Raw genomic sequence first — 13,590 nt, 5'->3', positions numbered from 1 at the left:
AGTGTGGGAGTTGTCTGTGCAAGACTTACGAATTTATACCCGTTTGGAAGTGCTGCTTGAACTGCGAGAATCAGGGCGCCATATCCATTGGTCTCCAAGTTATCGTCCTGCGGGAATATTGTCAGGTAATCATGCTTCGAAGTTAAGAGGCAGTGGCCTCAATTTTGAGGAATTAAGACAATATCAGTTTGGCGACAATATTCGTCAGATAGATCCTCGAACCAGTGCTCGTCTTAAAAAACCTTATGTTCGTGTTTATTCAGAAGAAACCGATAGACCTGTACACCTTGTCATTGACCAGCGCTTACCCATGTTCTTTGGTAGCGTTGAAAAAACTAAATCTGTCATTGCGGCAGAGTTAGCGGCTTTACTCGCTTGGGTAGCTTTGGACTCGGGTGATAGAGTTGGGGGGGTTGTGGTTGGAGTTAATGGCATTCAACCTATTTCTCCTCAGCGCAGTGCGAATAATGTGATCACCTTGCTGGAGGCGATTATTTCAGCCAATAATCAACTGAGCCTAGTGACAGATGCTGAGCCTAGTGGATCGCTATTTGCTCAAGTGAAGCCTTTTTTATCGAGTTTGACCAATCAAAGCGTCGTGATCCTTATTACTGATATTGAGGGATTAGGAGAAACGGACATTAGTGAGCTGGAAATGTTGCAGCACAAATCAAACTTTGTATTATTTGTAGTGCAAGATCCATTAGAAGCAAACCTGTCTTTGGCACATGGATTAAGTATTTCTGAGGGAAAAGAGCAGATAAATATTCAAGTCAATAATGACAATCAGCAAAAATACGATGCGTTATATCAGGATAAATTACAGCAATTGACGCTGGCGATGTCAGGAAGTAGCTTACCGTTGGGACTATTAAATACGCATGATCCTGTGGTTAATCAATTGATGATGCTGTTACAAGGGCATGAATAATGGATGATATGAGTCAGTTATCGAAACTTATTTTGCCAGACCCAGTAGCATGGTGGCCATTAGCCCCAGGCTGTTATGTCATCCTACTTGCTTTGCTGATTGTGCTCGGTGTTTTTGGGAGAATAAAATGGCAGCATTGGCAACAAAAGCGCTATCTGCGAGAAGCCTTAGCTGAGCTTGACGTGATATTATTGTCTAATGCTTCACGTCTTCCTCAAATTATAAGGGAAGTCGTGTCAGTGAGTTTTAATGGAACTGATGTGCTGAGTTACGATCGAGAAACCTGGCAACACTTTTTAAATAGTGTGACACAGCTTCCCATTTTTAATGCCACTGATTTACATCTTATTTGGCAACTTAGCTATCAAAATCCACTTGATTGGGATCTGACTCAAGATTCACTGACTGAATTACAACAAAAATGTAAAGTCTGGGTACAGGAACACCGTAATGAATATTGAGTTAATTTACCCCTGGTTGTTATTACTTTTACCCTTGCCTTTTTTTATACATCAATTAATTCCAGCGTATTTACACCCTAGTGTATCGCTTTACGTGCCCTTTTTCTTTCGGTTTGTTAAGGCCACAGGGCAAACTCCAACCGTGGGAGCAAGCGTGCGTCGCCGAAAAAAAATTCAAGGGTTGGCCTTAATATTAAGTTGGATTGGCGTAATTATTTGTCTGACCCGTCCTGTTTTGTTAGGTGAGGTTCAAGTGGTCAATAAGACCGGACGAGATTTGATGATCGCGGTGGATTTGTCTCAATCAATGGAGCAAAAAGATTATCTATATCCTTCGTTAGGTCATATTTCTCGGCTTGAGGCATTAAAAAAAGTGCTCGTTGATTTTTCAAGCCATAGAGACGGAGACCGCTTAGGCTTGATTGTGTTTGGCTCAGGCGCCTATTTGCAAGTTCCTTTTACTCAAGATATACATTTGTGGCAAGTGTTATTGAATGAGATGGAGACGCAAATGGCAGGCCCTGCCACCGCGATTGGTGATGCCGTTGGACTCAGTATCAGAGCCTTTGCCCATTCGACATCTAAGCAGCGTCTATTGCTACTGGTTACCGATGGTAGCGATACCAGTTCTCGTCTTGATCCAGTTGATGCTGCTAGAGTTGCTGCCAGTGAAAATATCACAGTTTATACCATTGCAATGGGCGATCCCAATACAGAGGGGGATGATAAAGTCGACTTTAACACGCTTAATAAGATAGCCAAAGTCACTAAAGGTAAGTCTTATGTCGCATCAGACGCTGATGCGATTAAGCGAGTATTGGAGGATGTTAATCAGATCGCACCAGCCCAATTCGAACAAGCGACATTTGTTCCTAAGACTGATATCTATCCTTGGATCATGGGGCCTTTATTGTTGTTGTATTTATGTCTTTGGTTCTTTTTGTCTGGTCGCCAAATGTGGCGAAGTCGCCAAGGAGATGCCCGTGCTAGCTAGTTTCTATTTTGCTCAGCCATTATGGTTTGTGTTACTTATCCCAATAAGTTGCTTGATGTTGGTGTTGTTTAAAGCGAGGAATGTACAACATAAGGATGCAGGGAGAGGCATGATTGCACCGCATTTGTCTAAGGTTTTCTCATTGCAGCAGCATAAGGAAGCGACACTCAGGCCAATCCTATTAACGTTAATGGCAACCGTTTTGCTATTGACTTCATTAGCAGGGCCTAGCTGGCAGAAGGCGAGCAATGACCAATTGCAAGCCCCGTTAATTTTCGCATTAGATTTGTCCAGCTCTATGGTGGCGACAACAGATTCTGTCAGCCCATTACAGCACGCAAAATTGCTATTGGATGACGTATTGAATCAAGGTGTCAGTCGTCCGGTAACGTTAATCACGTTTGCTGGAAGTAGTCATCAGGTATTACCTCCGTCAGATCAACGGGAATTATTACGTTTATATCTGGCTTATCTCGATCCCAGCGTTATGCCAAAAAATGGTAATGATTTGAATTCATTAATGGGGGTTATCGATACTATCCCTAAGATAAAGGAAACTGGATTTGATTTGATTATTTTGTCTGATGGTTTTGAGGTCAATAGTGCCATTTTTAATGATTGGTTAAAGGGTTATGGGGGATCAGGGATGGTGGCAGCGTTAACCCCTGAAGGAGAGAGGTCGTCAGAAGCATTAGCATTAACAACGATTCATGGGCGAGATTTGAACGTAGACAGTGATACCTTATACAAGATGATTAATGCTTTAGCCAACCCCAGTCATTCTAACGCTTTCATAGAAGAAAACCTTGGCTATTGGCTGCTTTACCCCTTTGCATTGTTACTGCTATTTTTCTTTCGCAAAGGCTTTAATCTTTATTGGAGCACAGGGTTATTTTTGTTAGTCAACTTGACACCTCAACCTGTTGAGGCGAGCTGGCTTGATTGGGTGATGACCCCAGATCAACAAGGGGCATATTATTTTACACGTGGTGACTATCAAGAAGCGGCACTTAGGTTTGATGATGAAAAGTGGCAGGCTGCGGCGTTTTATCATGCAAGGCAATTTGATAAAGCGGCCAATATTTATCGGCAGCAAGATGACTTAACGAGTCTTTACAATTTAGCGTCCAGCTACGTGAAAATGCGCAATTACAGTAAAGCTATTGGGCTTTACCAATTGTTGCTTGAAATCGAGCCTGACAATAGTGCGGTACAAAAAGATTTGGCGATTATTACCCGTTTGGTCGATGAAATTAAACGTCTGTCTGAAAGCCAGCAAGAGGAATCTCCACCTAATATTGTCAATCGAGATGAGATGATGGATACCAGCTTGGGTGCAGACAAACAAAAAATTGGTCAAATAGCGGTTAAAATAGAACAGTTGTCAGTGGAAGAATTATTGGCGAGTGAGCAGAAAAAAGCATTGTGGCTTAGGGATATAAGTAAAGATCCTAAGCAATTTCTTACCGCTAAGTTTCAAGTGCAGTATAACAAGCAAACACAGGGCTCGGAGTCCAAGGTGTTGGAGGGGGAACAATGAATAGGTTTGTTGGGGGGTTATTGATCTTGTTGGTTTCGCATCTATGTCATGCTACGCCAATATCTCCTCAGCTAATAACCACTGCTGACACTCATCATCCAGTGGTAGGGCAACAAGTGGTACTGAGTTATGAGCTCGTCGTTGATGGTTTTTTTAATGGCCCGACTCGTTTTGATTTGGCCTCATTGTCCGGCGCTAGATTAGCGAAGCGGTCGGATTTTGCGGTTAATGGCAGTATTCGAAAACAAGGAAGGAGTCTGGCGACTCAGCGATGGGAAGTGAGCCTATATCCTGAAAAAACCGGATTGTTAGACATTCCCGCTATGATGTTTAATATCGAGTATATGAATAATGAAGGTAAGGCGGTTAAACAAAGATTAGTATCAGATGATATTCAATTTTTTGTTTATTTACCTGATGAATTACAAGGTGTTAATTCATATATCGTGTCACCAGATGTAAAAGTGAGTGACCGCTGGACGGGGCAAAAAAATCAGTATGAAAAAGGTGATGTTCTTGTGCGTCAGATCCAGATTGAAGCCAGTGATGTACAAAGCATACAGATCCCTCGCTTTATTCCTTTACCTGTCGATGGTATTAAAATAATTCCTCAGGAAGCACAATTATCAGACACTAATGATCGCGGTCAGCAGAGGGCCAGCATGACTCAACGTCTGAGTTACGTCATAACGCAAGCTGGCAATTATCGTATTGGAGGTGAATCATTGTATTGGTGGAACCTTGAGCAGGGGGAACAATTAAGCGTATTTCCTACTGAGGAGATCAATGTCAATGGTCTATCTCCTCGGTCTGTTTACGTGCTCATCATCGTGGTATTTCTCTTGCTCTTGTTATCACTGGGTGGCCGATATGTAGCTAACAGACCACCGAGTTTGAAAGCGAAATTAACATGTGCACTAAGGAGTGGCGATTTGAAAAAATTCGTTAGCTTACTTTACCAGAAAACTGATGCAGAACAGGGAAGTCAGCGTGGTTGCCGTCAATTAAAATTAACTGAGAGCAAGCGGGTTATCGCTGATTTATTCGACTTTTTATATGCACGTCCTCGGTCCATTCAGGGCTCTGCATTAAGCCAAGGGCGCATCAAAGAGGGAAACAATCAATCAACTAAAAAACTAACTAAAGAATTGGGTCAGTTAATTAAGTGAGTAAATGAATGCAATTAATCCGTACGGTGTTGCAGTGTGTGATATTAACCTGCTGTGTGGTCTGTGCCCCCTCGTTGGCAACAGATTATGTTGGTAATGAAAGTTGTCAGGAATGCCATCGCAATGAAGTGAAAAACTGGCAGGGCTCAGATCACGCCAAAGCGATGCAAGTGGCTAACGAAGAGACCGTATTAGGTGATTTTAATCACGTAAGATTTGAGTCTAATGACGGCTGGACTGTGTTCAATAAAGACGATAAAGGTTACTACATCGAGACGGGAAGCAAAGGTCAATCTGGTGTGCGTTACCGTGTTCCTTATGTCTTTGGCTATTACCCGTTACAACAGATTTTGGTTGATATCGGCCAAGGGCGATTGCAAGCGTATACGGTTGCATGGGATGCAAGAACTGACACAGAAGGGGGGAGTAAATGGTATGACTTATATGACAATACACATACGAAATCGACGCCATTTTACTGGAAAGGTCAGTTTAATAACTGGAATGCGCGCTGTGCTGAATGTCATTCAACGCATTTAACGAGGGGGTATGAGCCTGACACTGATAGTTATAAAACCCGTTGGAGTGAAATCAACGTCAGTTGTGAGTCATGTCATGGACCGGCTGCCACACACCTAAAATTAAAAAAACAGGGTAAACCTGCCACTCATTCAGGCTTTGATAATGCATTAAAAAAAACCAGTCTCTGGGCATTTAACTCATCTCATCATACTGCGGTACGACAAGATACAAAACCAATATCGGTTGATCATGGTCAAGTTGATCAATGCGCGGCTTGTCATAGTCGCCGCGTTGCCTTAACTGATGGTGCTAAAGCGGGAAATTTCAGCCAGCATTTTATTCCTCGTTTAGCTGAGCCTCCACTTTATCATCTGGATGGCCAAATTCTCGATGAAGTGTATGTCTATGGCTCGTTTACTCAAAGCAAAATGGCCGCGGCGGGGGTGGTATGCAGCAATTGCCATGAACCTCACTCTGGGAAATTGTTAGCTGAAAAAAATGGCTTATGCCTTCAATGCCATAAAGCAACGACATTTGATACCCCTAAACATACCTTACATAATAAGGCGTCAGAGGGGGCCCTTTGTGTCAATTGCCATATGCCGACCACACAGTATATGGGTGTCGATAATAGGCGAGATCATGCCTTTAGAGTCCCTAATCCTTGGGTCAGTGAGGCGGTAGGGTCTAATGATGTGTGTCTTAGCTGCCATAAGGATAAAAATAGTCAGTGGTCCCAGAATAATTTGAAAAATCAAAAAAAGCAGATATTCGGTCACTATAATGATATCGGCCCAGCGATATTGCTCAACCAACAAAATAAGCAACAAGGGCAGAAATTACTGCGACAGCTGGTATTAGATAAGCTGCAACCAGCGATGCGCAGAGCAGTATTATTGGGACAACTTGACATGGCAAAGCCTGAAAATGTCCAAGCGTTGAATACGGTAGCCAGTGATGATGAAAGTTTGGTTAAACTTGGCGTGATAGGAGTGCTTGAGTCTTCACCCTATCGATTGCAGTTACAGATAGGCTTTGGTCTTTTGTATGATGACGATAAAAATGTACGCATGGGGGCGATTAAATTATTAGCCCCCGCTTTTAGACAACAAATACCAGAGAAAGCCCAAAAGAAATTACAAGCAGGGTTATTGGAAGCGGTGTCAACCTATGAAAAGCAGCAGGATTTACTGTCGGCTCAACTGGCGCTGGCAGACATGGCTTATAAAGTGGGGGATTTGGAACAAGCCCAAGTCTTGTATAGCAATGCCATTAAGTTACAACCCAGCTTTTTACCTGCCAAGCTCAATCTTGCCAGTATCTACCGAGAAATGGATCAGTTAGATAAAAGCAAAATGCTATTAAAAGATATTCTTAAAATAGCGCCCAACCACGCTATGGCATTACACAATTTAGGGCTAGTTTATGTCATTCAACAACAATGGCCAGATGCGCTGTCTGCGCTAGCCAAAGCGGCTGAGTTTGAGCCTGATAATAGTCGATTTCAGTTTGTGCTGACGCTCGCGTTGGAAGCAAGCGGCAATATCGATGAAGCGTTAAAACACGTGCAGCAGTTGGAAAGCATCACGCCAGGAGATCCTGCTTTAGCCGATTTACGAAAGCGACTTAAGGCTGCAAAAGTGAAGCCTTAAATGGATCAAAAACATAATATGCCTTTTGCTAAGATAATAAACGTCATGATGGAGAGAGAAATGAAGATAAATAAAGTTAATCATAGAGTAAAAAAAACGCTTGTTGCTGTATTGCTTTTTGCCAGTTTCAATGCATTTTCACATCAAGACCCTTTACCTTCATGGAACGAAGGAGAAAGTAAAAAAAATATTCTCGCTTTTGTTGAAAAAGTCACCCAAAAAACATCGCCTGATTTTGTGCCAACGGCTCAGCGCGTCGCTGTGTTTGACAATGATGGTACGCTATGGTCGGAAAAACCAGTCTATTTTCAATTACTGTTTGCCATGGATAGAGTTAAAGAGATGGCGGCAGAGCATCCTGAATGGAAAACGACTCAACCGTTTAAAGCGGTATTAGAAAATGATCAACAAGCATTGGCTAAAATAGGCAATAAAGGTTTATTGGAATTAGTGATGGCCACTCACGCTGGGCTCACGACTGCAGAGTTTAGGCAAGTTGTCATAACGTGGTTAGCCAAAGCAAAGCACCCTAAATTTGATCGTCCTTACACAGAATTAGTCTATCAGCCTATGTTAGAAGTGCTGACATATTTACGTGAAAATGGCTTTAAGACTTATATTGTTTCCGGTGGTGGTATCGAATTTATGCGCCCGTGGACTGAGAAAGTGTATGGTATCCCTCCAGAGCAAGTGATTGGCAGCAGCATTAAAACAGAATTTCAAATGAAAGGCGCTGATCTGGCTTTAGTGCGTTTGCCTGAAATGGATTTCCTTGATGACAAAGAAGGTAAACCTGTCGCTATTCAAAAGTTTATAGGGCAGAGGCCGATTGCTGCATTTGGCAATTCTGATGGTGATTTGCAAATGTTACAATGGACCGCAGCGGGTGAGGGACCGAGGTTCATGAGTATTGTGCACCATACAGATGAAAAAAATGAATGGGCATATGACAAAGATTCTCACGTTGGTAAGTTAGATAAGGCGCTGACTCAAGGACAATCAGATGGATGGACCGTGATTGATATGAAACAAGATTGGAAGCGTATCTATCCTTTTCAGCTTGAAAATAACTAATTCTTCAATGTCATGAAAATTACCATGGACGGTGACAGTATGGTTTATTTAGAGGATACCAGAATCGACGTACGGATCCTCTGCGAATATCGGTCGTAGTTTTGGCATCGACGCTACCTATTTTTCACAGAAGATCAATGAAGTTGTCATTGGGGTTATCATTGGGATTATGCCAATGAGATGGTAGAATGTATTAAGTTAATCATTTTGGCATCAACTAGATAGACGGGGAGTCTTGACTATGTTCATCGTTTCTTTAACATACGAGTGTGACATCGGGGATATTGAGAAGCATCTTGATAGCCATATTCAGTACCTAGAACGGCAATATTCAAAGGGGATTTTTCTTGTATCAGGAAGGAAAGAACCTCGTACTGGAGGGATCATTTTAGCGCGCGCAGAAAGCCAAACAATGTTAGAAGGGATCTTGGCAGAAGATCCATTTAAAATACATGGTCTAGCTCATTATGATATCACTGAATTTATACCAACTAATGCTGCTGATATGCTATCAGTACTTATTGAATGAGTAACAATCTTCGCTAACCATTCTTCGCTATATGCAGAAGCCAAATAGAGTTCTTGTTTACAGCGCTTTGAATTCTCGCTGAATGTATTCATCCTAGATTAAGTGAACAAGTGCTTGTCAAAAAGTGCTCATCTTCCTATTATACCCAAGTCACTGGGGTATAATCGCAAACTCTCCTATTTTTTTCTCCTCCTCTTACTTTTTACGCGAGCATTCATGAAATTTATCCATACGTCCGATTGGCATATTGGTCGCCAACTTCATCATCACAGCTTACTGGAAGATCAGCGTCATGTGTTGGCTCAAATTGTCGAGTTTGCTGTGGCTCATGATGTTGATGCTGTGGTCATTGCTGGTGATATCTATGACCGCTCCATTCCACCTGCAAACGCGGTTGCTTTGCTCGATGAAGTGGTGAATCGCCTAGTGAATGAACTGAATATTTCAGTGATCATGATTGCTGGAAACCATGATGGTCCTGAACGTTTAGGTTTTGCATCGAGACAGATGAAAGATAGTGGTCTGCATATTATTGGTCCGCTTAATAAGTTGCTCGCTCCCGTCAGATTAACAGGAAAGTCAGGTGATGCTGTGTTTTACGGTTTGCCCTATGCCGATCCTGCTACTGTGCGTGATGTCTTTGACTGTGAAGTCAGTAGCCATGAAGCAGCGATGGTCAAGTTGCTTGAACAAGTTCATGAAGATGATAGCCAAGGTTTACCAAAGGTGGTGATTAGCCATTGCTTCCTTGATGGGGGGAGTGAGTCTGAATCTGAACGTCCTTTGAGTATTGGCGGTGCGGATAAAATATCCCCCAGTTTGTTTACCCCGTTTAACTACGCAGCTTTAGGTCATCTTCATGGCCCACAATATAAAGGTGAGGAGCATGTTCGCTACTCGGGCTCTATCTTAAAATATTCATTCAGTGAGCAAAATCAAAAAAAATCAGTCACTTTAGTAGAACTGACCCCCTCTGGTGAAACAAATATTGAACTCTTACCTCTGAGTGCGATGCGCGATGTACGGATTATTGAAGGTGAGCTCGATGTGTTACTTGCGACGGGTAAAACGGATCTTTATCGTGATGATTATCTTATGGTGAGGCTATGGGACAAAAATGCCATTTTAGACCCCATGGGTAAGCTTAGAGATGTTTACCCTAATGTGCTGCACTTAGAGCGTACAGGGTTAATGGCTAAAAATAGCCAGCTTGCTATTGGTCGTGAGCATATTAAAAAGGGGGAATTTGACATGTTTACTGATTTTTTCTCTCAAGTTTTTGGTGAGCCCATGAATGAGGCACAAACCGCAGCCATGATTGATGCCATTGATGAACTGCATAAAGTAGAGAGTGTCTCATGAGGCCGCTTAGGTTAGACATATCCGCTTTTGGCCCATTTGCATCCAAGCAAATCACCGATTTTTCTGTGCTTAGTAGCAATGCGTTGTTTTTAATTAATGGCCCTACAGGCGCTGGAAAAACCACCATTCTCGATGCTATTTGTTTTGCGCTTTATGGTAAAACCACCGGTGATGAACGTGAAGGCAGTCAGATGCGCTGCGATGCAGCTGATGATGATCTGCTGACAGAGATTTCCTTTACGTTTAGCTTAGGTGATATGGAGTACCGTATTCGCCGAGTGCCAGAGCAAAATAGGGTTAAAAAAAGTGGCGAAGGGTTTACGGTGCAAAAACCAGAAGCCCAGTTATATCGAGTAGATAAAGCGGGTTGTGAGCACCTGCTGGTGGCGAGTAAGGTGTCAGAGGCAACCGCAGAAATTGAAGCGCTAACAGGCCTTGATGCCGATCAGTTTCGCCAAGTGATGGTACTGCCACAGGGTAAGTTTCGTGAGCTATTGATGGTGGATTCTAAAGACAGAGAAAAGATATTTAGCCAACTGTTTCAGACCCAAATCTATCGCAAAATTGAAGATAAATTAAAACTTCAAGCCTCAAGTATTCGTCATGAAGTACGAGATGGCCGTAATAAACGTGATGGCATACTTCAAAGTGTTGAATTGAGTTCAGATGAAGCGCTCAGTGCAGAGTTGATAGAAGTATCACCTAAGCTCTCTTACGCTTCAGCACGTAAAGATCAGGCGACATCGGCACTGATTGAGATGAATAAGCAATATGAATCAACGAAATTACTTCTCAGTGATTTTGCAGCCCAAGCTAAATTAAACCAAGCCGCTGCATTGTTGATGGAGCAGAAGACGGCCATTGAACAGCGCCAATATCAAGTTGACAATAATCAAAAAGCACAACAAATAAAGCCTGTGCTGGAGGTATCACAAGCGCGTGAGTATGAGCTTACTCAAGCGAATAATAGATTTATTGAGGTGCAAACCAATAAACATCTGAGTGAGCAAGCACTGAGTGTTAGCCTTGAAAAGTGTTGTACCTTGGACGAGTTAGACTGCCAATTGCAACAAGCTCAGAGCGAAGAGATGAGACTGACTCAGTTGCTCCCACAACTTCAGGGGCTGGCTCATCTGCAAGCAGAGTTTACCCAAGCAAATCTCAATCTTGAGCAGGCCAAAGAAGTGGGCCTTAAAGGGAAAGCGGCATTAGCAAGTTTATCAGCGAATAAACAAGCGGCAGAGCTGAAAATCCCTCAACTCGAGCAGCATTCTGCTCAGCAGGTCAATGCACAGCAGGCATTGACGGCTCACACTGACACTGTTGAGCGTTATCTACAATGGCAGGTTGCTAGTACGCATGTTCAGCAAACGGATGATGCATTGAAACAAGCTGAGGAAAAAGGCAAGCAGCTTCGTGTCGATGCCAAAGACAAAGAAAATGCGTATGATCAATTGCAGCTGATCTGGCATCGCGGGCAAGCGAATGTATTGGCACAAAAGTTGACCCCCGGAGAGCCTTGCCCTGTCTGTGGTAGTGCTGAACATCCATATCCTGCCGAAAGTGAGCAATTTGTACCATCAGAAGCCGATTTAGCATTAAGTAAACAGACTTGTGAAATAGCAAAGTCTTTATTAAATCAAATGATTGCTGATTATAAAGGGTTGACAGCACAGCGACTGGAGCAAGTGACGCTAAGTGATGATTATCAGCACAGACTTGGAGAATGGGCTGCGCATCCTTTGGCCTCGTTACATGCTCATCAGCACCAACTGCAATTGAACGTTAATCAGGCTAATCAGGCTGTTTTAGCGCTTACTGAGCTTAGGCAGCAAATACAACACTGGCAGTCAAAGGAGAGGGAGCTACAACATCAACTAGAGGTCGATCGCGCTTTATTTCAAACATTGCAGACTCGTGTCGCGTCTCTTGAAGGTCAATTAGAACAAGTTTCAGTCACCATACCTGAACAATATCGCTGCTTAGATGTGCTCAATGGTGCCATAAGCCAGACGTCGGCTCACCTAGCGAGCCTGCAGCAAATGATAAACACGATCCGGCAATCTCACACACAAGCGCTTGAACAAGATGCTGCGCATACTGCGGGTTTAGCTGCGGCTCAATTAAGCTTAACTCAGGCAAAAGAACACAGCGAGAAGGCGCAAGCTGAACTTAATTTGCACTTGTCTGCAGCAGACTTTGATGATCAGCAGGCGTTAGCGCAAGCGCTGTTATCGAATGAAGATGTCACCTTGATAACGGATGAAATAGCCGCTTATCAACAGGCGTGTGTGGCCAATAGAACGTCACTAACACAACTGAATGATAAATTATCAGCACACGTTAAACCTGAGCTGAGCGATGTTGAGGCACGTTTAGTGATAACTCAGACAGAGCAACGCGAAGCTGAACTGCAATGGCAACATTTACACACTAGGGTCTCTCAGTTGACCCAGATCCAAAAGCAACTGCAAGAGGCGGATGCAGATGCCCAAAAATTAGAGGCTAAATACGCCATTATCGGCACCTTAGCTGATGTGGCTAATGGCCAAACGGGTAACAAAATAAGCTTACAACGCTTTGTATTGAGCGTACTGCTTGATGATGTGCTGCTCGAAGCCAGTCAGCGTTTACAGTTGATGAGTAAAGGTCGTTACCGACTGATCCGCAAGGAAAATAGAGCCAAAGGCAATAAAGCTTCGGGGCTTGAGTTGGAAGTGGAAGATGCTTACACCTCTAAAGTGCGGCCTGTGGCAACGCTAAGCGGTGGCGAAAGTTTTATGGCTGCATTGTCAATGGCGCTGGGACTATCTGATGTAGTACAAGCTTATGCTGGGGGCATTAAGCTCGACACCCTGTTTATCGATGAAGGCTTTGGCAGTTTAGATCAAGACTCCCTAGATTTAGCCATCCGCACCTTGATGGATCTGCAATCTTCAGGTCGCATGATTGGGGTTATCTCACATGTCTCTGAGATGAAAGAGCAGATAGGGACTCGGATTGACATTATTAGCACAGCCAATGGCAGTCAGACCGCTATTGTCCTTCCATAACAATGTTCATAACAATGACTTGTTCGCAGTATCGTGACCAATATGTATTATGATACTCCGTACATCAATAGTGATTTAAGCATATTTGGGGATACAGAAAGTGGATTTGTTTGATATAAATTAATCCACAGGTATAATTTATAAAAGTAATCATTTCAAAAGTTTATATTTGTAATTAAAGCACATTAGTCATTAAACAATAAAAAGTTGTTATCATTTAGACTCTATTTTTGCTATCAATATGACTGATTTTTTATGTGATTTGAGTGAGATGTAAAATATAATAAAAGTAGGTGGGGTTAA

The 13,590-nt window shown here is 42.8% G+C and carries 10 protein-coding genes; all 10 read left to right on the top strand.

Translation table 11 applies throughout. From position 1 onward, the window contains the following. Nucleotides 1-16 precede the first annotated feature (16 nt). The 10 genes from HQQ94_RS15365 to HQQ94_RS15320 all read left to right on the top strand — a co-directional run bounded on the left by HQQ94_RS15365 (nucleotide 17) and on the right by HQQ94_RS15320 (nucleotide 13,287). Nucleotides 17-931, top strand: coding sequence for a DUF58 domain-containing protein (locus tag HQQ94_RS15365; RefSeq protein ID WP_173295239.1), 915 nt, complete (start codon nucleotides 17-19; stop codon nucleotides 929-931). Continuing rightward, complete coding sequence (locus HQQ94_RS15360) at nucleotides 931-1,392, top strand: DUF4381 domain-containing protein (protein WP_173295238.1); 462 nt, start codon at nucleotides 931-933, stop codon at nucleotides 1,390-1,392. Before HQQ94_RS15365 ends, HQQ94_RS15360 begins: the two co-directional genes overlap by 1 nt. Next, nucleotides 1,382-2,386, top strand: coding sequence for a VWA domain-containing protein (locus HQQ94_RS15355; RefSeq protein ID WP_173295237.1), 1,005 nt, complete (start codon nucleotides 1,382-1,384; stop codon nucleotides 2,384-2,386). The genes HQQ94_RS15360 and HQQ94_RS15355 overlap by 11 nt, the downstream gene beginning before the upstream one ends. Next, a complete protein-coding gene (locus HQQ94_RS23000; RefSeq protein WP_173295236.1) occupies nucleotides 2,376-3,926 on the top strand; it encodes a hypothetical protein in 1,551 nt (516 codons plus the stop codon). The genes HQQ94_RS15355 and HQQ94_RS23000 overlap by 11 nt, the downstream gene beginning before the upstream one ends. Further along, the gene (locus HQQ94_RS15345; protein WP_173295235.1) at nucleotides 3,923-5,095 is read left to right on the top strand and encodes a BatD family protein; all 1,173 of its coding nucleotides are present in this window, start codon (nucleotides 3,923-3,925) and stop codon (nucleotides 5,093-5,095) included. The genes HQQ94_RS23000 and HQQ94_RS15345 overlap by 4 nt, the downstream gene beginning before the upstream one ends. Nucleotides 5,096-5,103: 8 nt before the next feature. After that, nucleotides 5,104-7,269 (top strand): ammonia-forming cytochrome c nitrite reductase subunit c552, encoded by a 2,166-nt coding sequence (locus HQQ94_RS15340; protein WP_173295234.1) that lies wholly within the window; start codon nucleotides 5,104-5,106, stop codon nucleotides 7,267-7,269. A gap of 60 nt (nucleotides 7,270-7,329) precedes the next feature. Then, nucleotides 7,330-8,343 (top strand): HAD family phosphatase, encoded by a 1,014-nt coding sequence (locus HQQ94_RS15335; RefSeq protein ID WP_173295233.1) that lies wholly within the window; start codon nucleotides 7,330-7,332, stop codon nucleotides 8,341-8,343. Between the two features lie 241 nt (nucleotides 8,344-8,584). Beyond that, nucleotides 8,585-8,872, top strand: a complete 288-nt coding sequence (locus tag HQQ94_RS15330) for a YciI family protein (protein WP_173295232.1) — start codon at nucleotides 8,585-8,587, stop codon at nucleotides 8,870-8,872. Between the two features lie 216 nt (nucleotides 8,873-9,088). Further along, entirely contained in the window at nucleotides 9,089-10,234 is a 1,146-nt protein-coding gene (locus tag HQQ94_RS15325) for an exonuclease SbcCD subunit D (RefSeq protein ID WP_173295231.1), read from the top strand. After that, complete coding sequence (locus tag HQQ94_RS15320) at nucleotides 10,231-13,287, top strand: AAA family ATPase (RefSeq protein ID WP_173295230.1); 3,057 nt, start codon at nucleotides 10,231-10,233, stop codon at nucleotides 13,285-13,287. Before HQQ94_RS15325 ends, HQQ94_RS15320 begins: the two co-directional genes overlap by 4 nt. The last annotated feature ends 303 nt before the right edge of the window (nucleotides 13,288-13,590 follow it).

Origin of the sequence: Shewanella sp. VB17, assembly GCF_013248905.1 — a bacterium.
In the GTDB taxonomy this organism is placed as follows: domain Bacteria; phylum Pseudomonadota; class Gammaproteobacteria; order Enterobacterales; family Shewanellaceae; genus Shewanella.
Note: the sequence above shows the minus strand (reverse complement) of the source record. Positions and strands in the feature narration are given on the sequence as shown.